At 66.5% G+C, this 19176-nt stretch carries 15 protein-coding genes; 8 read left to right on the top strand and 7 right to left on the bottom strand.

All coding sequences use genetic code 11. From position 1 onward, the window contains the following. The first annotated feature begins 36 nt into the window (after positions 1 to 36). The 4 genes from hpnC to Q8Q80_RS12965 are packed head-to-tail and all read left to right on the top strand — an operon-like array spanning position 37 to position 3896. Positions 37 to 870: a squalene synthase HpnC gene (gene hpnC, locus Q8Q80_RS12980; protein ID WP_305633306.1), complete on the top strand. Its 834-nt coding sequence runs from the start codon at positions 37 to 39 to the stop codon at positions 868 to 870. Then, positions 867 to 1700, top strand: coding sequence for a presqualene diphosphate synthase HpnD (hpnD, locus tag Q8Q80_RS12975; RefSeq protein ID WP_069037720.1), 834 nt, complete (start codon positions 867 to 869; stop codon positions 1698 to 1700). The genes hpnC and hpnD overlap by 4 nt, the downstream gene beginning before the upstream one ends. After that, a complete protein-coding gene (gene hpnE, locus Q8Q80_RS12970; RefSeq protein ID WP_305633305.1) occupies positions 1685 to 2965 on the top strand; it encodes a hydroxysqualene dehydroxylase HpnE in 1281 nt (426 codons plus the stop codon). The genes hpnD and hpnE overlap by 16 nt, the downstream gene beginning before the upstream one ends. 7 nt (positions 2966 to 2972) lie before the next feature. Beyond that, positions 2973 to 3896, top strand: a complete 924-nt coding sequence (locus tag Q8Q80_RS12965; RefSeq protein ID WP_305633304.1) for a hypothetical protein — start codon at positions 2973 to 2975, stop codon at positions 3894 to 3896. A 41-nt stretch (positions 3897 to 3937) separates the two neighbouring features. Here the strand turns inward: Q8Q80_RS12965 and Q8Q80_RS12960 are convergent, their stop codons facing one another. After that, positions 3938 to 4417 (bottom strand): hypothetical protein, encoded by a 480-nt coding sequence (locus tag Q8Q80_RS12960; RefSeq protein ID WP_305633303.1) that lies wholly within the window; start codon positions 4415 to 4417, stop codon positions 3938 to 3940. A 113-nt stretch (positions 4418 to 4530) separates the two neighbouring features. Here Q8Q80_RS12960 and Q8Q80_RS12955 point away from each other — a divergent pair, with 113 nt between their 5' ends. Together Q8Q80_RS12955 and Q8Q80_RS12950 are read left to right on the top strand one after the other, a co-directional pair. After that, positions 4531 to 4998 carry a putative toxin-antitoxin system toxin component, PIN family gene (locus Q8Q80_RS12955; RefSeq protein WP_305633302.1) on the top strand — a complete coding sequence of 156 codons (468 nt, stop codon included), beginning with the start codon at positions 4531 to 4533 and terminating at the stop codon, positions 4996 to 4998. Positions 4999 to 5169: 171 nt separating this feature from the next. Further along, entirely contained in the window at positions 5170 to 7377 is a 2208-nt protein-coding gene (locus Q8Q80_RS12950) for a TonB-dependent receptor (protein WP_305633301.1), read from the top strand. Here Q8Q80_RS12950 and Q8Q80_RS12945 read toward each other — a convergent pair. From Q8Q80_RS12945 to clpB, 3 genes are all read right to left on the bottom strand, one after another. Then, on the bottom strand, positions 7365 to 8156 hold the full coding sequence (locus tag Q8Q80_RS12945) for a TatD family hydrolase (protein ID WP_305633300.1): 792 nt from the start codon (positions 8154 to 8156) through the stop codon (positions 7365 to 7367). The two genes, Q8Q80_RS12950 and Q8Q80_RS12945, sit on opposite strands and share 13 nt — an antisense overlap. A gap of 61 nt (positions 8157 to 8217) precedes the next feature. After that, on the bottom strand, positions 8218 to 8445 hold the full coding sequence (locus Q8Q80_RS12940) for a glycine zipper 2TM domain-containing protein (RefSeq protein ID WP_305633299.1): 228 nt from the start codon (positions 8443 to 8445) through the stop codon (positions 8218 to 8220). A 340-nt stretch (positions 8446 to 8785) separates the two neighbouring features. Next, positions 8786 to 11371 (bottom strand): ATP-dependent chaperone ClpB, encoded by a 2586-nt coding sequence (gene clpB / locus Q8Q80_RS12935; RefSeq protein ID WP_305633298.1) that lies wholly within the window; start codon positions 11369 to 11371, stop codon positions 8786 to 8788. A gap of 145 nt (positions 11372 to 11516) precedes the next feature. On the opposite strand from clpB, the gene Q8Q80_RS12930 reads away from it, so the two are divergent. Together Q8Q80_RS12930 and phaP are read left to right on the top strand one after the other, a co-directional pair. Then, entirely contained in the window at positions 11517 to 13103 is a 1587-nt protein-coding gene (locus tag Q8Q80_RS12930; protein WP_305633297.1) for an acyl CoA:acetate/3-ketoacid CoA transferase, read from the top strand. 25 nt (positions 13104 to 13128) lie between these two features. Next, a complete protein-coding gene (gene phaP, locus Q8Q80_RS12925; protein WP_305633296.1) occupies positions 13129 to 13977 on the top strand; it encodes a TIGR01841 family phasin in 849 nt (282 codons plus the stop codon). Between the two features lie 107 nt (positions 13978 to 14084). On the opposite strand, the gene Q8Q80_RS12920 is transcribed toward phaP, so the two are convergent. The 3 genes from Q8Q80_RS12920 to Q8Q80_RS12910 form a co-directional block, all read right to left on the bottom strand. Next, positions 14085 to 14390, bottom strand: a complete 306-nt coding sequence (locus Q8Q80_RS12920; protein WP_069037728.1) for a hypothetical protein — start codon at positions 14388 to 14390, stop codon at positions 14085 to 14087. A gap of 114 nt (positions 14391 to 14504) precedes the next feature. Beyond that, the gene (locus Q8Q80_RS12915) at positions 14505 to 17414 is read right to left on the bottom strand and encodes an EAL domain-containing protein (RefSeq protein WP_305633295.1); all 2910 of its coding nucleotides are present in this window, start codon (positions 17412 to 17414) and stop codon (positions 14505 to 14507) included. Positions 17415 to 17505: 91 nt separating this feature from the next. Beyond that, positions 17506 to 19146 carry a FecR domain-containing protein gene (locus Q8Q80_RS12910; protein WP_305633294.1) on the bottom strand — a complete coding sequence of 547 codons (1641 nt, stop codon included), beginning with the start codon at positions 19144 to 19146 and terminating at the stop codon, positions 17506 to 17508. Positions 19147 to 19176: the final 30 nt, after the last annotated feature.

Here is a 19176-nt window from a genome sequence, read left to right as displayed (position 1 = left end):
GGGCCGGCGGCACGCGCCCGGTATACTCCGCCACCCATGTCGGTCGAACACTACGAAAACTTTCCGGTCGCGTCGAAGCTGATGCCACCCGCGCTGCGCGAGCCAGTGGCCGCGATCTACTGGTTCGCCCGCCATGCCGACGATCTGGCGGATGAAGGCGACGCCGCGCCCGAAGCGAGGCTGGCCGCGCTCGAGCTGTGCCGCGAACAATTGCGCATCATCGAACGCGGCGGCGAACCGGACGACGCCATCCACCGCCGCCTCGCGCGCGCCGTGCGCCAGTGGTCGCTGCCGCTGCCGCTGTTCCATGACCTGCTCGACGCCTTCGCGCAGGACGTGGTGCAGACGCGCTACGCCAGCCATGCGGAACTGCTCGACTACTGCCGCCGCTCGGCCAACCCGATCGGCCGCCTGCTGCTGTGCCTGTACAAGGTGGACGATGCCGCCAGCCTCAAGCAGTCCGACGCGATCTGCAGCGCGCTGCAACTGATCAACCACTGGCAGGACGTGGCGATCGACTGGCGCAAGAACGCCGACGGCATCCCGCCCGGCCGCGTCTACATTCCGCAGGATGCGATGGCGCGCTTCGGCGTGACCGAAGCACATCTGGCGCAGTCGCACTGCGACGCCGCCTTCCGCGCACTGATGAAACACCTGGTCGATGACGCCCGCGCGCTGATGCACGCCGGCATGCCGCTGGCCCGCACGCTGCCGGGTCGCACCGGCTGGGAGCTGCGTCTGGTCGTGCAGGGCGGGCTGCGCATTTTGCAGCGCATCGAGCAGGTCGATTACGATGTATTCCGCCACCGCCCGAAACTGGGCCGTGTCGACTGGCCCGTGATCGGGTGGAAAGCCCTGAATTACCCATGACACCCGACGAATACTGTCAGGACCGTGCCGCAAAGAGCGGCTCGTCCTTCTACTACAGCTTCCTGTTCCTGCCGCCGCCGCGCCGCCGCGCCATCACCGCGCTGTACGCCTTCTGCCGCGAAATCGACGACGTGGTCGACGAAACCACCGACATCAGCCTCGCGCGCACCCAGCTCGCCTGGTGGCGCACCCAGGTCGCCGCCTGTTTCGACGGCACACCGGAACATCCGGTCTGCCTCGCGCTGATTCCGGCCATCCGCGAATTCAGCCTGCCGCGCGAGCAGCTGCTGGAAATCATCGACGGCATGGAAATGGATCTCGACCAGTCGCGCTATCTCGACTTCAAGGGCCTGCAGCTCTACTGCTACCGCGTTGCGTCGGTGGTGGGGCTGCTGGCGGCGCAGATCTTCGGCAGCACGCAGCGCGAAACGCAGAAGTACGCACACGATCTGGGCATCGCCTTCCAGCTCACCAACATCATCCGCGACGTCGGCGAAGACGCGCGGCGCGGTCGCATCTACCTGCCGGTCGACGAGCTGCAGCGCTTCAATGTGCGGGCCGCCGACATCCTGAACGCGCGCTACAGCGACGAATTCCGTCAGCTGATGGAGTTCCAGATCGAGCGCGCCCGGCACTATTACGAACAGGCGATGGCCGCGTTGCCGGCGGTCGATCGCGCATCGCAGCGGCCCGGTCTGGTGATGGCGGCGATCTACCGCACCTTGCTTGACGAGATCGAGCGCGACGGCTGCCGCGTACTCGACCGGCGCATCGCGCTGACGCCGGTGCGCAAGCTCTGGTTGGCCTGGAAGACGTGGCTGCGCAGTTGAACGCGGACCGGCCATCGGTCGCCATCGTCGGCGCCGGCTGGGCCGGGCTGGCCTGCGCGGTGGAATGCGTGGCGCGCGGTGTGCGCCCGGTGGTGTTCGAGGCGGCGCCGCAGGTCGGCGGGCGCGCGCGCGCGGTCGAGCTCGACGGTCTGGCGCTGGACAACGGCCAGCACATCCTGATCGGCGGCTATGTCCACACGCTGGCGATGATGCGCACCGTCGGCGCCGACCCGGACCTGCTGTTCGACCGCCTGCCGCTGTCGCTGCGCTTCACCGACGGTTTCGAACTGCGCGCCCGCTCCGGCTCGCAATGGGCGCAGGCGCTCGCCTTCATGACCTGCCCCGGTCTGACCTGGGGCGACCGGCTGGCTGCAATGCGCCTGATGGCGGCGATCCGCCGGTCGCCACCCGCCGACGAAACGGTGACGCAGATGTTTGCGCGCACGCGCCAGACCGACACCAATGTGCGCTACCTGTGGGCGCCACTGTGCATCGCCGCACTGAACACCGGCCTCGACGACGCAAGTGCCCGCGTGTTCGCCCAGGTGCTGCGCGACACGCTGCTCGGGCGCGCCGGCGCGTCCGACGTGCTGCTGCCGCGCACCGATCTGGGCCAGCTGTTTCCGGCGCCGGCCGCCGCCTGGCTGACACGGCAAGGTGACCAGGTGCGCGTGGGCGAGCGGGTGCGGGCGATTTCGCCGCATGCGGAGGGCTTCGCGCTTGATGTCGCCGGCAGCCCGCAAGTGTTTGAACAGGTCGTCGTCGCCACCAGCCCGCACCACGTGCCGGCGCTGCTCGGCGCCCTGCCGGGCACCGAGCGCATCACGGCGGAGATCGCTTCGCTCGGCTACGAACAGGTGACCACCGTGTTCGCCGATTTCGGCAAGGGTGCGCGCCTGCCGCAGGCCATGATGGGCTTCGCCGACGGCGTGCCGCACTGGATATTCGACCGCGGCGCGCTGGGCGGGCCGCCCGGATTGATGGCCTGCGTGGTGTCGGCCGCCGACGCGGCGCGCGACGACACCGAGCGCGCCGTCATCGAGGCGGTACGACGCGCCTTTCCGTCGCTGCCCGAACCGCGCTGCGTGCGCACACTGACCGACCGGCGTGCGACCTTCCGCTGCACGCCGGGCCGTGCCGTGATCGCACAGCCGGCTGACCCGCGCCTGGCGCTGGCCGGCGACTACCTGCTGCCGCTTTATCCGGCGACGCTGGAATCGGCGGTGCGCAGCGGCATCGCCGCCGCCCGACGCGTGGCCGGCTGACGCACGCATGACGATGCGCGACGGCGTCATCGCCGTGCTCCTCGCACTGACGCTGACCGGCCCGGTGAGCGGGCAGCCCGCAGACCCCGCGTCGTTCAGTTTCGCCGCCTGGGGCGACGTGCCGTACAGCCGGGTCGAGCGCGACAAGGCGCTCGACATGCTGGCCGAACAGGCCGCGCTGCCACTGGCCTTTTCGATCCACATCGGCGACATCAAGAGCGGCGGCAGCCTGTGTGACGACGCCACTTTCGCCGACCGTCAGGCATTGCTCGACGGCTCGACCCACCCGCTCATCCTGCTCGCAGGCGACAACGAGTGGACCGACTGCGCGCGCGCATCGGCCGGCGGCTTTGCGCCGCACGAGCGGCTCGATGCGCTGCGCGCGCGCTTCTTCGCCACCGGCGAATCCTTGGGCCAGCGCCGGCTCGCGCTGACGCGGCAGGACTGCTGCGCGGAAAACGTGCGCTGGTCGAATCAGGGCGTGCTGTTCGCCACGCTCAATGTGTCCGGCAGCGCGCTGCCGCCGGGCCCGCGCAGCGCACAGCTCGAGGCGGCAACGCTGCGCTGGCTGGACGACACCTTCGCACAGGCGCAGACCGGTGGCGCGCATGCGCTGGTGATCGCCTTCCACGCCAATCCGGCGTTCGCCGATCACGCGAAGGGCTCGCCGCGCCCGCGTTACCGCTCGCTGCTCGACCGCCTGGCCCTTGGCGCTGCCCGCTACGCGCGCCCGGTACTGCTGATCCACGGTGACACGCACCGTTATCGGGTGGACCAGCCGCTGCACGACCCGCGCAGCGGCGCCGTCCTCGACAACGTGACGCGGCTGGAAACGCACGGTTCGCCGTGGCTGGGCTGGACATTGGTGAAGGTCGATCCGGCCGCCACGCCGCCCTTCAGCTTCGAAGCACGCCCTCAGTGGCTGGATTGAGTGGCTGGACTGAGTGGCTGGAGTGCTCCGGCCGTCGGCAGTCACTTGAGGATCAGCGGGTCGATCATGATGTCGCGCGTGAAGAAGGTGTTCTGCTCGCCGGCGCAGCTCATGAAACCGAGCGCCTCGCCGAAGCGCAGGAACTGCCCTTCGCGCTTCAGGTAGGCGTTCTGCGCCTGGTAGGCCTCGGTTTCGGTCTTCAGCGTGGTCGGACAATCGGCGAAGATGGCGTCGCCACGCGCCTTGTGCTGCAGCACATGCACCAGCTCATGCAGCAGGAAGGAGTTGTCGGCGGCACTTTCCAGATCGAGCGTGTCGCGCACGTAGATCACGTAACGCTCGGTTTCGAAGGTGGCCACGATATTGGTGCAGCCGTTGCCGGTCTCGGGACACACGGCATCCGCCAGCGCCTGTTCGCTGATGATTTCGATCGGCGGCAGGTCGGCGAGCGGAATTTCCGGGTAGCCCGACAACTTGGCGGCCAGCGTCAGCAGAAAGGACAGCAGTTCCTGGCTCACCATGAATGCGCGCTCCGGTCGGTCGATGGTCGGGCCGTCATGCGCCCGCGCAGCGAAAGACAGCGACCGGCACCGGTTCGTTCGCCGGCTACACTTGCCGCCCTTCACTTGCCTTCATGCCTTCACTCGCCCCACCCTGCCCGATGCGCATCGTCCTCGACACCAATGCCGTGCTCGACCTGCTGCTGTGGCACAACGCCGAACTCGACTGCGTTGCGCAGGCGCTGGCGGCCGGCCCTGCACAATTGGTGTGCGATGAAGCCTGCCTGCGCGAATTGCGCACGGTGCTGCGCTATCCGAAGTTCGGGCTGGACGACGCGCAGGCGGCGGCGCTCTATGAAGCCTATTGCATGAAGCTCGAACTGTCGCCGCTGCCCGAAAGCCCCGACACCGGCCAGCCGCGCTGCCGCGACCGTGAAGACCAGAAATTCTTCGATCTCGCGGTGCGTGCCGGCGCCGACCTGCTGGTGACGCGCGACCGCGCCTTGCTGCGCCTGGGGCGACACCGTCTGTGCCCGCCGACCTTGCACATCCTCGCCCCCCCCGCCATCCAGACCTTGTTCGCCGCGGCCCGCGGTGAGTAATTCCCGGCGTCCGCCGCGGGTCGCAGATTCAAGCTTTTCGTGAGGTTTTGTAAGTCGGCCCTGCCTATACTCCGGCCGCTTCGACAGACGTGCGCAGACACGTCGCCCAACCCACTTCGCAACGCGCAGCCCCGCGCGCCTTGCCAGCAGATACCCAGAGAGAGGCCCCGCATGACCCCCGCGCTCCGTCACACCCCGCTTGCGCTCGCCCTTGCGCTGATTGGCCAGTGTGCCAGCGCCGAAGAACTGAAGATTGCCCCCACCGTGGTCATCACCGGTACCCGGGTCGAGCAGAATTCCTTCGATCTGCCGATGGCCATCGATTCGATCGACAAGGCCACGATCCAGGAACAGCGCGGCACGGTGAATCTGTCGGAAGTGATCAACCGCGTGCCGGGCGTGGCTTCGGCCGGCAAGGAGAACTACACGCAGGAGCAATCGCTGACGATCCGCGGCTTCGGCGCGCGGTCGGCGTTCGGCGTACGTGGGGTCAAGCTGATTGCGGACGGCATTCCGGCCAGCACGCCGGACGGCCAGGGCGGCACCGGTCTGTTCGATCTGGCATCGGCCAGTCGCATCGAAGTGCTGCGCGGCCCGTTCTCGGCGCTGTACGGCAACCATTCGGGCGGCGTCGTCCAGATCTTCACCGAAGATGGCCCGGACCGCTTCACGGTGACGCCCAGCTTCCAGTTCGGCAGCTACGGCACGCAGCGCTCAGGCGTGAAGTTCGGCGACACCGTCGGCAATTTCAACTACACCGCCAGCGTGTCGGACTTCCGCACCGACGGCTATCGCGACTACAGCCGCTCGGACAAGCAGCAGGCCAATTTCAAGGCGCGCTGGATGCTCGGCGACAAGTCTTCTCTGACCTTCGTCGGCAACTACATGCATCAGCAGGGCCAGGATCCGCTCGGCCTCACCTTCACCCAGTTGAATAGCGATCGCCGGCAGCAGGGCACGTCCAACCGCAACCTTGCCGGCAATCCCGGAACCGCCGAGTTCTTCGGCACGCGTCGCACGCTCGAGAACTCGCAGGGCGGCGTGGTGTTCGACACCGCCCTGTCCGATCGCGACAGCCTGCGTGCGATGTTCTACCTGGGCAATCGCAACAACGAACAGTACCTCGCGCTGAATGCGGGTACGCAGGACAACGTGACCGCATCCGGTGGCGTTTCGGTGTTCGACCGCGACTACTGGGGCACCAGCCTGCGCTGGACGCGCAAGCTCGAAACGGTCACGTTCAGCGTCGGCGCCGAGTACGAGCGCGCCGACGAAGCGCGCAAGGGCTACCGCAACGGCACCACCTCCAGCGGCGCGCAGGCGCTGGCCGCGGTGTTCGGCTTCCGCGGCGCTCTCAAGCGCGACGAACGAAACGTGGCGGAACAGACGGGCACCTTCGTCCAGGGTGAATGGGCTGTGACGAAGGACGTGTCGCTGTCGGGTGGCCTGCGCTACACGAAGATGGACTTCAAATCGAAAGACAACTTCATCTGCAATGGCGGCTGCTCCGGCACGACGAATGTCGCAGGCGTGAATCCGGACGACAGCGGTTCGGCTTCGTTCAGCGACTGGACGTATGCGCTGGGTGCCGTATGGAAGGTGACCCAGACCAGCAACTTCTATGCAAACGCAGGGCGCAGTTTCGAAGCGCCGACGCTGATCGAACTTGCCTATCGCCCGGATGGCGGCGCAGGCCTGAATTTCGATCTGAAGCCGTCGGTCAGCGACCACTATGAAGTGGGTTTCAAAACCTTCCTGAACAATTCGACCCGGCTCGACATGGCGGCCTTCTACATCGACTCGGCCGATGAAGTCGTCATCCGCAGCAACGAGAACGGGCGCGCGGTGTACCAGAACGCCGGCGACACTTCGCGCCGCGGCTTCGAACTGGCGATTGACTCCAGGCTGACGCGCGACATCGGCGCCTACGCGTCGCTGACGCTGATCAAGGCAGAGTTCGAGGATGCCTTCGCTTCATGCCTGACCGCGCCGTGTACCGTCAATCAGGCAGTGACGATCAATTCGGGCAACAAGATCGCCGGCATCGCCAACAAGTCGTTCTTCGGCGAAGTGACCTACAAGCACGATCCGTGGGGTTTCAACGGTGGCCTCGAGTATCGCGCCACCGGCCGCATGTTCGGTAACGACACCAATGACGTACGCGTCGGCGGCTACGGCGTTGCATCGATCCGCGGCGGCTTCACGCAGACGGTTGGTGGCTGGAAGCTGAACGAATTCGCGCGCATCGACAACCTGTTCGACAAGGAATACGTCGGCTCGGTGTACATCAACGCCGGCAATGCGCTGACCGGTCGCTACTACGCGCCGGCATCGGAACGCACCTGGCTGATCGGCGTGTCCGCCAGCTACGCGCTGTAAGCCTTCGCGGCGAGCCGGGGCAGCACGCGCAGCGCGTTCGCCCCGGTGGCCTGAACCAGCGTCTCCTCGCTGACACCCCGGATGCCGGCAATCACCTGCGCGATGCGCGGGAGGTTGGCCGGCTCGTTGCGTTCTCCGGCCGCGAATTCGGGCGGAATGTCGGGCGAGTCGGTCTCCAGCACCAACGCGTCGAGCGGTAGTTCGGTCACCAGCCGGCGCAGGTTCAGCGCACGCGCCCAGGTCACCGCGCCGCCGAAGCCCAGCGCGAAACCGAGCTTGATGAATTCGTCCGCCTGCTGGCGACTGCCATTGAAGGCATGCGCGATACCGCCCGGGCCGGTGCAGCCGAACACCGCGCGCAGATGCTTCAGAATGCGGTCCTGACTGCGCCGCACGTGCAGCAGCACCGGAAGGCCGAAATCACGCGCCAGTTCGAGCTGGCGCACGAAAAAGTCTTCCTGAAGCGTCGCGTCGATATGGGCGACGAAGAAATCGAGACCGATTTCGCCGACGGCGATCACGTCGGGGTCGTCGAGTTCGAGCGCCAGGGCGTCGATGTCGGACAGCTGTGCCGCGGGGATGTAAAGCGGATGGATGCCCAGCGCAAAGCGCAGGTCGGGCTGGCCGGCGCACACCGCCCTGACGCGACCGAAGCCGGCTCGATCGACCGCCGGCAGCACGATGGCGCCGACGCCGGCCGCGCGAGCGCGTTCAATGATGCCCGCGCGGTCCGTGTCGAACTCGGATGCATCCAGATGGCAGTGCGTGTCGATCAGCATGGGCACAAGCATAGCGGCCCGTGCCCCGATGCGCCGCCGGTTGACCGACGGCATGAGGCGTTCAGCGCTTCTTCTTGCCCATTTCGTTGCCGATGGCGCCGCCGGCAATCGCACCGCCCACGGTACCGATTGTGCTGCCGCCGGTCAGCACCGATCCGGCGACACCGCCGGCAGCCGCGCCGATCAGCGCATTGCTTTCGCTCTTGCTCATGCCGGCACAGCCGGTCATCAGCACCGCCATCGCAGACACGACAGCCAGGGTTTTCAGGGATCGGTTCGGGGTCGTCATCGCAGGTCTCCAGGTTCGGGAATGATTGCCCCGGTGCGCCAATGCAGCTCCGGGGTTCAACTCGAGTCTAGAAAAGCGGTGCGGTCCCGGGTGTCGGCGGGCAGCGCAGCCACGTGTCGGCGCTGTCCGACAAACAGGGAGGCATCAGACGCAACAAGGCCGCGACTCCCTCGTGGGAGCCGCGGCCTGTGGGAGTGAAGTACCCCTGTGGGAGCGGCGGCCTCGCCGCGATACGCACTTTGCACGGCGATGGTCGCGGCACGATCGCGGCGAGGCCGCCACTCCCGCCGGGGTCACTCTCCCACACAGGCCGCCGCTTCCGCCGCGACGCGGCCCTGCGTCAGTTCGGCTTGCGGAAGCTGAAGTGACCGCCAGCGTCCAGATCGACGACGATCACGTCCTTCGGTCCGAAGCTGCCTTCAAGGATGCGCTTCGACAGCGGGTTCTCGATGTGCTCCTGGATCGCCCGCTTCAGCGGCCGTGCACCGAACACCGGGTCGAAGCCGGCCTTGCCCAATTCGGCCAATGCGGCGTCCGACACCTGCAGCCCCATGTCGAGCTTGGCCAGGCGCTTTTCCAGGTAACCCAACTGGATCTTCGCGATGCTCTGGATGTTGCGCTCGTCCAGCGCGTGGAACACCACCACCTCGTCGATGCGGTTGATGAATTCCGGACGGAAGAAGGTTTTCACCTCGCCCATCACCGCCAGCTTCACGACGCCGTAATCCGAGCCCGACATCTGCTGGATCATCTGGCTGCCGAGGTTGGAGGTCATCACGATGACCGTGTTCTTGAAATCCACGGTGCGGCCCTGACCGTCGGTCATGCGACCGTCGTCGAGCACCTGCAGCAGCACGTTGAACACGTCCGGATGCGCCTTTTCGACCTCGTCGAACAGGATGACGCTGTAGGGCTTGCGCCGCACCGCCTCGGTCAGGTAGCCGCCTTCGTCGTAGCCGACATAGCCCGGCGGCGCACCGATCAGGCGGCTCACCGAATGCTTCTCCATGAATTCGCTCATGTCGATGCGGATCAGGTGGTCTTCCGAATCGAACAGGAATTCGGCCAGCGTCTTGCACAGTTCGGTCTTGCCGACACCCGTCGGGCCGAGGAACAGGAAGCTCCCGTACGGGCGATTCTCGTCCGACAGCCCGGCGCGCGAGCGGCGGATCGCGTCGGACACGAGACGCACCGCCTCGTCCTGACCGATCACGCGCCGGTGCAGCTTGTCTTCCATCTTCAGCAGCTTTTCGCGTTCGCCCTGCATCATCTTGCTGACCGGAATGCCGGTCGCGCGCGACACCACCTCGGCGATTTCCTCGGCGCCGACTTCGGTGCGCAGCAGCTTGTTGGCGGGCTTCGCCGAACCGTTCTTTTCCGCCTGGTTCAGTTGTGCTTCGAGCTGCGGCAGCGTGCCGTACTGCAGTTCGGCCAGCTTGTCGAACTGGCCCTTGCGCTGCAGATCCGTCATCTGCGCACGCACCTTTTCGATCTCTTCGCGGATGTGGCTGCTGCCGGCAACCTGCGCCTTTTCGCTCTTCCAGATCTCCTCGAGGTCGTTGTATTCGCGCGCCAGCCGGGTGATTTCCTCTTCGATCAGGCCGAAGCGGCGCTGCGACGCCTCGTCGGTTTCGCGCCGCATGGCTTCGCGCTCGATCTTCAGCTGGATCAGCCGGCGGTCGAGCTTGTCCATCACCTCCGGCTTGGAATCGATTTCCATCTTGATGCGCGCGGCCGCTTCGTCGATCAGGTCGATCGCCTTGTCCGGCAGGAAGCGGTCGGTGATGTAGCGGTGGCTCAACTCGGCCGCGGCGACGATGGCCGGGTCGGTGATTTCCACGCCGTGGTGCAGTTCGTACTTTTCCTGCAGGCCGCGCAGGATGGCGATGGTCGCTTCCACGCTTGGCTCGTCGACCAGCACCTTCTGGAAGCGGCGCTCGAGCGCGGCATCCTTTTCGATGTACTTGCGGTATTCGTCCAGCGTGGTGGCGCCGATGCAGTGCAGCTCGCCGCGCGCCAGCGCCGGCTTGAGCATGTTGCCGGCGTCCATCGCGCCTTCGCCCTTGCCGGCGCCGACCATGGTGTGCAGTTCGTCGATGAACATGATGATGCGGCCTTCGTCCTTGGCCACTTCGTTCAGCACGTTCTTCAGCCGTTCCTCGAATTCGCCGCGGTATTTGGCACCTGCCAGCAGACCGGCCATGTCGAGCACCAGCACGCGCTTGCCCTTGAGCGATTCCGGCACCTCGTCATTGACGATGCGCTGCGCCAGACCTTCGACGATGGCGGTCTTGCCGACGCCCGGCTCGCCGATCAGCACCGGATTGTTCTTGGTGCGCCGCTGCAGGATCTGTATCGCGCGGCGGATTTCGTCGTCGCGGCCGATCACCGGGTCGAGCTTGCCGGCGGCGGCGCGCTCGGTCAGGTCGACGCAGTACTTCTTCAGTGCTTCGCGCGAGCCTTCGGCTTCCGCGCTGCCGACCGACGAGCCGCCGCGCACCTGTTCGATCGCCTTTTCGAGCGTCGTGCGGTCCAGCCCCGACTGCTTCAGCAGACGGCCGATATCGCCCTTGTCGCTGGCCGCAGCAAGCAGGAACATTTCGGACGCGATGAACTGGTCACCACGCTTCTGCGCCTCGCGGTCGGCGAGGTTCAGCAGATTGGTCAGGTCGCGGCCGATCTGCACTTCACCGCCGTGGCCCTCGACGGTCGCGATGCGCGACAACGCCTCATCGACCGACTTCTTCAGCGGCGCGACATTGGCGCCGGCGCGTTGTAGCAGAGAGGTAGTGGCGCCGTCGTCCTGGTTGAGCAACGCGAGCAGCAGGTGGGCCGGCTCGATGTACTGGTGATCGCGGCCGACCGCAACGCTCTGGGCGTCGGCGATGGCCTGCTGGAATTTGGTGGTCAGTTTGTCGAAGCGCATTGGGGTCTCCCGAATCATGGTCTGCACGCTATCTGGGGCAGACACTGCGCTTTTCAATCGGGCTGCGCTTGATGCGGATCAATTCGCGATGCACAGGCCTCGGCGGCTCCGGTACAGTAAGCCGGTCCGACACGTGCCCTTCACGATGACCGCAACGCCCAGGAACGCCAGCAAGATCATGAGTGCCGCCGAGGCGGTTGCCCGCATTCCCGATGGCGCCAGCGTGGCCACCACCGGTTTCGTCGGCATCGGCTTCGCCGAACATGTAGCGATCGCAGTCGAACAGCGCTTCATCGATACGCAGCATCCACGCGACCTCACACTTGTGTACGCGGCCGGCCAGGGCGACGGTCACTCACGCGGTCTGAACCACTTCGGCCACGAAGGCCTGGTGAAGCGGGTGATCGGCGGTCATTGGGGGCTGGTACCACGGCTGCAGGCGCTCGCCGTCGCCAACCGCATCGAAGCCTGGAATCTGCCGCAGGGCGTGATTTCGCAGCTGTTCCGCGACATCGCCGCGCATCGCCCCGGTCAGCTGACGCGCGTCGGACTCGATACCTTCGTCGACCCGATACACGGCGGTGGCCGGATCAATGCAATCACGACCGAAGACATGGTCACCCGCATGCGCATCGGCGACGAGGACTTCCTCTTCTACAAGGCCTTTCCGGTGACGGTGGCGCTGGTGCGCGGCACCACTGCAGACACCGACGGCAATGTAACGATGGAGCGTGAGGCGCTTACCCAGGAAGCGCTGGCGGTCGCGATGGCGGCGCACAACGCGGGCGGTCTGGTCATCGTGCAGGTGGAACGCGTTGCCGCGCGCGGCTCGCTGCATCCGCGCCAGGTGAAGATCCCCGGCGTGCTGGTCGACTGCGTCGTCGTTGCGCCGCCCGAGCATCACATGCAGACCTTTGCATCGCACTACAACCCGGCGTATTCGGGCGAAGTGCGGCTGCCTCCTGGGTCACACCCGGCGATGCCACTGGATATCCGCAAGGTGATCGCGCGCCGCGCCGCGCTGGAGTTGCGACCCGGTGACGTGGCGAATCTGGGCATCGGCATGCCTGAAGGCGTCGCCTCGGTGGTGGCCGAAGAAGGTCTGGGCGATGCCGTCACGCTGACCGCCGAACCGGGCGTCATCGGCGGCATTCCAGCCGGCGGTCTGGACTTCGGAGCAGCGGTGAACACCCAGGCGGTGATCGACCAGCCCTATCAATTCGACTTCTACGACGGCGGCGGACTGGACATCGCGGTACTCGGACTGGCGCAGGCGGACGCCGAAGGCAATCTGAACGTATCCCGCTTCGGTTCGCGCCTCGCCGGTGCCGGTGGCTTCATCAACATTTCGCAGAATGCGCGCAGACTTGTGTTTGCCGGCAGCTTCACGACCGGTGACAGCCATATCGCGGTCGAACGGGGCGCGCTGCGCATCCGGCGCGATGGCGACCGGATGAAGTTCGTGCAGGCGGTCGAGCACCGTACATTCAGTGGTCGCGAGGCGCGCCGCCGTGGCCAGCAGGTGCTCTACGTCACCGAGCGTTGCGTGTTCCGCCTGATCGACGGCGGACTCGAACTGATCGAAATTGCACCGGGCATCGACCTTGAGCGCGATGTGCTGGCACGCATGGCCTTTGTGCCCGTCATATCATCGTCGCTGCGGACGATGGATCCGGGCATTTTTGCCGACACCGTCATGGCGCTTGACGCGCAGTGGCGGCAGAATCCCTGACATTCACTTCACAAGGAGTCGTGCCATGAGCAATCCCGAGCAGATGTCGGAACTGCAGAAGAAGAACATCGAGGCGGCGATGCGTCTGGCGCAGCTGTCGATGGAAAATTCACAGCGCATCATGCAGTTGCAGGTGGCGACTGCCCGTGCACTGTTCGAAGAAAGTGTGGCCAACGCCCGTGCGCTGTCCGATGTGCGCGAACCGGTGAATCAGGTCGAACTGCGTTCACAGCTGGCTCGCTCGACCACCGAAAGGATGCTCGGTTGCGCGCGACAGATTGCGGAAATCACCTCCGAAACCCAGGCGGAGTTCGGCCGGCTGGTCGGTGAGCAACTGAACAGCGGTGGCTCCGACCTGATGGACAGCCTGCGCAAGCTGCTGGCCGGCATGCCGATCACCAGCACGCGGTCGATGGGTTCGATGCAGGAGGCCATCGACAAGGCGCGTGGCGCGTTCGAACAGATCAGCGCGCTCACGCGCAGTGCATTCGAGCAGTTTGCCGGCGGGGCTACGGCCGCACCGGCGCGCCCGGCGATGGCCCCGGAACCCTCCGCTGCGAAGCCCGCTGCGCCGGAAAAGGTTGCGACGCCGACCACGGCACCGAAGGTTGCCGCTGCACCGGTTGCACCTGCCGCAAAGCAGGCACCGCGGCCGGCCGCGAAATCGGTGCGCAAATCCGCCGCCACAAAGCCGACTGCTGAAAAACCTGCCGCCAGCCCGGTCGTCAAACCCGCCACCAAGGCCGCCAGGCCTGCGGCCAAGCTGACTTCACCGGTCAAGTCAGCGCCGACCAAGGCTGCATCGACCAAAGTAGCGGCGAACAAAGCGGCACCCTCGAAACCCACCGCAACACGCAGCAAGAAGGCCGACTGATCGGCACTGCCGCAACGCCAGCCGAAAGCAAAACGACCCGGGTGGCCTGAGCCACCCGGGTCGTTTTGCTTTTCAAGGCTGTTGACCGGAAAACCGGTCCGGCAGAATTACTTGCCCAAGCCCTTGAACGATGCCATTGCGGCCTGACCGGCTTCGGTCGCGAACGCGGTGAAAGTCTGGCCCTGCGCCTGCAGCAGCTTGAACAGCGCGGTGTTGGCTTCCACGTTGAAGCGGATCAGCTCTTCCGGCGTCTTCAGGCTGGCGGCCTTCTGCGCTTCGGACTGGAAGAAAGCCATCAGTTCTTCGCCGGATTTCTTCTGCAGCTCGATCGACTTCGCAATGGTCTGCGCCTGGATTGCCATCAATGTCTGAACGGCTTCCATCGGCTTCTGAAAATCGGGTTTTGTCGTCATGGTGTGTCTCCTTTGGTTATGTTGCAGTGCAACAATGAACGTAGATTACCCCTTCCGGTCCGGATGTCAATCACTTTTTGATGCTGTCACTTCACTGCCCCTTCTCCGCCCGGTTCAAGACTTGATCAGTCTCAGTGCGCGCGGTTCGCTGCGCTGCTTGCTACCCAGGATGTTATTGGCCAGCAGGTCGGCCGCACTGAGCGGACGCGCGAACAGATAGCCCTGGACGACATCGCAGCCCTGCGCCGACAGCCGCGAAAGCTGCTCTTCGGTTTCAACGCCTTCCGCCACGACCCGCATGCCCAGACCATGTGCCAGCGCGATCGTCGCGCGCACGATGGCTTCGTCGTCGGCGTCACGCACCAGATCGCGCACAAAGGAGCGATCCACCTTCAGTTCGTCGATCGGAAAGCGCTTCAGATAGGACAACGACGAATAACCGGTGCCGAAGTCGTCCACCGACAGCGACACGCCGAGTGCGTGGATGTCGGCCAGCAGCGCCGCAACGTGATCGACATCGCTCATCGCGGTGGTTTCAGTCAGCTCCAGTCGAAGCAGCGACGGTTCGATGCCGGAACGTGTCAGCGCGTGCGACACGCGACGCACCAGCGAACGCCCGAGGCACTGGCGCGCCGACACATTCACGGCGACCGGAACGACGTTGAGCCCCTGACGCGACCACTCGGCGATCTGCCGGGTGACCGCCTGCAGTACCCATTCACCGATCTCCTCGATCAGGCCGGATTCCTCGGCGACCGCGATGAAATCGACCGGCTGCAGCAATTCGCCTGCTGCGCCCGTTGTGCCACCTTCACGCCGGAAGCGCAGCAGCGCCTCGAGCGCCGACAGACGACCGCTGGCCAGTTCGTACTGTGGCTGGTAATGCACCTCGAAGCGATTCTGTTCGAGCCCGCGGCGCAGATCCGCTTCGAGTTCGATCCAGTCGCGCGTGCCGGCACTCATGTCCTGGGCATAGAAATGGATGGCCGCACCGGCCTGCGACTTGCTGCGATACATCGCCGTGTCGGCCATGGCAAACAGCACGTCCGGGTCGCTGCTGTCTTCGTGCGCGATGGCCACGCCGATGCTGCACGAGAAGCGGAAATCGACGCCATCAAGCGTGATCGTCTGGCCGACCGCATGCATCACCTTGGCCGCCACGCGCGACACGGCTTCGCGATCGCCCAGGCCCTGCAGGATGATCATGAACTCGTCGCCGCCCCAGCGCGCCACGGTGTCGCTGGCGCGGCAGACCGCGCGCAGCCGGCTGGCCAGCGTGGTCAGCACGGCGTCGCCCTGCTGATGGCCAAGACTGTCGTTGATGCGCTTGAAGCGATCGAGGTCGACGAACATCACGGCCACCACGCCCGCGTCGCGCTGCGCCAGCACCTGGCGCAGCCGGTCACGCAACAGCAGGCGGTTCGGCAGGCCGGTCAGTGCGTCGTGCGTCGCCTGATGTGCCAGACGTTCGGCCGCGTCCACGGTATCGCTGACATCGTTGAGCACCAGCACGACGCCTTCGATGCGACCCGACGCATCGAACAACGGGCTGGCGGACAGACGCAGCGCACGCGCCGGGCCGTCACGGCCTGCCGGCATGCTGACGTGCCCCGGCCGCGTCACCGGTTGCGCAGTATCGCGACAGCGCTCGGCCAGCGCCGTTGTCTCGATCAGCAGGTCGCGGCCGAGTACCACCAGTTCGCCGAGCGCACGTCCCTGCACGTGATCAAGCGTCGACCCGAGCAGCACCAGCGCCTGCCGGTTCAGATAGCGGACATTCAACTGCATGTCGAGCCGCAACACCGCATCTGAAATGGCTTGCAGCGTGGCGTCAGCACGTGCGTTGACGCGGTTGAGGCGCAATCCGAGACGCAGGGACTGGGTGCCCAGCCAGCCGAGCGCACCCAGTGTGACGGCGATCGCCACGCTGATCATCCCGAGCCAGCGGGACAGTCCGTCGAGCAGCGCGAGCATGCCCAGCCAGGGCAGCAGCACGGCCATGACCACCAGTGCAACATCGCGCAGGCGCCGTTTCGGCCCGATCCACGCGACGGCGCCGAGCAGGAGCAGGCCTGCGAACAGACTCCACCGCGGCGACAGCGGTGTCACGATCGCGCCATCGGTCAGTGCCATGTAGCCACGCGCATGGAAATCCACCGATGTCATCGGGGCGCCGTGGCCGGACATCGGTGTTGCCAGGGGTACGCCCAGCCCTGCCGCCGTGACGCCGACCAGCACGGTGCGCCCGCGCAGGGTCTCCGGCGGCACGCGCCCCGCCAGCAGATCGACCGCCGGAATGTGACGCAGCGGCCAGTCGTGCGATGACGGCAGCACGATGACTTCGTGGTCGCGCACCCATCGGCCGGCAGCAGTCGCCCCGCCATCATGCTGCCGGCCCAGACCGGCCAGCGGGCGAGGCGGCTGCGAAACGTCCATCAGCGCCCACGCAAACGCCGGCCACTGCGGACGGTGTTCGCCGGCTTCCAGAAACAGGCGACGCGCCAGCGCATCAGCGTCGAGTTCGACGTCGACATGGCCGAGCCGCGCTGCAGCCGCGGCCAGCGCCGGCAGTGGCTGCAGCGTGTCGATGCCGCCCCCTGGCCGCGCCACCGGTGCAACCGGCAGTACCACATTGCCGGCGCGTGCAATCGCTTCGGCCAGACGACCGTCTTCGCCGGGGTCCGACGACGGTTCGGCAAACATGACCGGGTAGCCGATGCCTGCGACACCGGCGCGGTTCAGTGCATCGATCAGTTCGGCATGGCGCGAGCGCGACCAGGGCCATGCACCCAACGCCTTCAGGCTGGCCTCGTCGATCGCGATCACCAGCGGCGCACTGACTGCGCTGGCCGGCGCGTCGGCCGTCACGCCTTGCATCACCAGCTGGTCATGTACCAGCAGGTCAGCCCGTTCCAGCGTGCGCGGTGACAGGGCATGCAGTACCAGCAGAACGGCGATCGCGACAACCCACGGCAAGCGACTGTGGTCGAGCAACGCGACGGCGATGCGCTGCGCTGCTTTCATCGGACGGACCCGTTGGCAGCCCTTTCGGCAAACCTTTCGGCCAACCCGCCACAGCAGTCAATCGACTCGACGACCTTCATGCAGGCTCCTGTCAGAACAACAAAAGCAGCGGCAACAGCCACCAGGGTTGAAAGGACGGCGGCGGCTCGGGCACGGTGATGGCCTGTACCGGGGCCCAGTCACCTTCGACACCGTCGGCGGCGAAGCTGCGCACGCGCAGCAGGTAGCGTCCGGGCGCGGCATCGCGCAGCAGGTAGCTGGCGCTGTCGAGCCGGGTATCGACCAGCGGCTGCGCGAAGTCATCGCCCGTCGCGATCTGCAGCTGGTAGCTGACGCCCTCTCCCGAGCTGCGCCAACGCAGTGCCAGCCCGTCGGGCGACGCCTCCGGTGCTTCCATCGCCGGACCGGGTTCTGGGCGCCGGAACGGCTGCGGATCGCTGAACGGCCCGGCCCCCTCGTCGGGGTTGCTGCTGGCCACGCGCCAGAAGTAGCTGCCGGGCGGCAGAGCGGCTTCGAACGCATATGCCGGCTCGGTGAGATCACGGCGGTCGACGATCAGGCTGTCGAAACCTTCGCTCGCCGACACCTGCAGACGCCAGCGTTCGTCTGCGCGCGACCGGCTCCAGCTCATCGCCGGCCGGTCGTCGCTGATGCGGGCATTCGGCGCCGGGCTGACCAGCACCGGCGGTTCCGGTCGCGCGTCAAGCGTCAGCGGCCATTCCGCGTCGCGGCCTTCGAGGCCGGTCGCATCGACGCCGCGCACACGGACCCGGTACTCGCCATCGGGCAGCGTGGCGACTGCAACGGCGGCCTGTGACGAGGTACGGTCGGACAGCACGGTGTCGAAGCGGGCATCCGGTGCAACCTGCACGCGGTAGGCCGTGGCGTCGGCCAGCGCCGGAAAGGGCAGATTGAGCGGCAATCGGTCGGAAAACAGGGTCTGCGCCGCGGGCGCGGGCAACAATGCACGCGGTGGCGCAATGGGCGTGCCGCGCATGGCCGAGGCACCCTGCCCGGCGGCCACCTGCTGTTCGCCCGCCGCATTGCCGAAGGCGACGCGGCCTTCGATGACCTCATTGCGCGTATCGGCATCACCGGCATGCACACGGAAACGCGTGCCGCGCACGGCGGCGATCGCGGCCGGCGTATCGATCTCGAAACGGCTCGCCGTGCCGCTGCGCGGTACCACCAGACTTTCCAGCGAGCCGCGCAGCAGGTCGAGCCGCACCCAGGTACCCGCGCCAGCCGCGAAATCGGCGGACTGGCGCACCCCCAGTTCGCTGCCCGGACGCAGCTGTACGCGGCTGCCGTCGCTGAACCCCAGCGCCGCACTGCCTGCTTCGCCGGTCAGCACGCGCGTGCCGACGGCCAGCAACTGGCCGGCCACCGCTGCGCTGCGCCGCCCGTCCGCGGCGATCACGACTACATCGCCCTGCACGGCGTCGAGCTTCACCTCGCGCGTGCGCAGTTTCAGCCAGTCTTCGGGAATCAGCAGCCGGGTGCCGGGTTGCATGCGGCGCGGCTCGGTGATCCGGTTGTAGCGCTGGATGCGCGGCCAGTAGGACAGATCCTTCAGATAGCGCTGGGTGAGGTTCCACGGGTTGTCGCCCTCGCGAACGATGTAGGCGAAATCGGCCGCCTGTGCGGACGACGCCGGAACCGCCAGCGCCGACAACAGTGACAGGGCAAGCACACAGGACAGGGAACCAGCGGACGGCAGTCGTACGGACATCGGACCCTCGGGCACGCGGCGGCGAAGAAC

The sequence above is a fragment of the Methyloversatilis sp. genome (assembly GCF_030698125.1).
GTDB lineage: Bacteria > Pseudomonadota > Gammaproteobacteria > Burkholderiales > Rhodocyclaceae > Methyloversatilis.
Note: the sequence above shows the minus strand (reverse complement) of the source record. Positions and strands in the feature narration are given on the sequence as shown.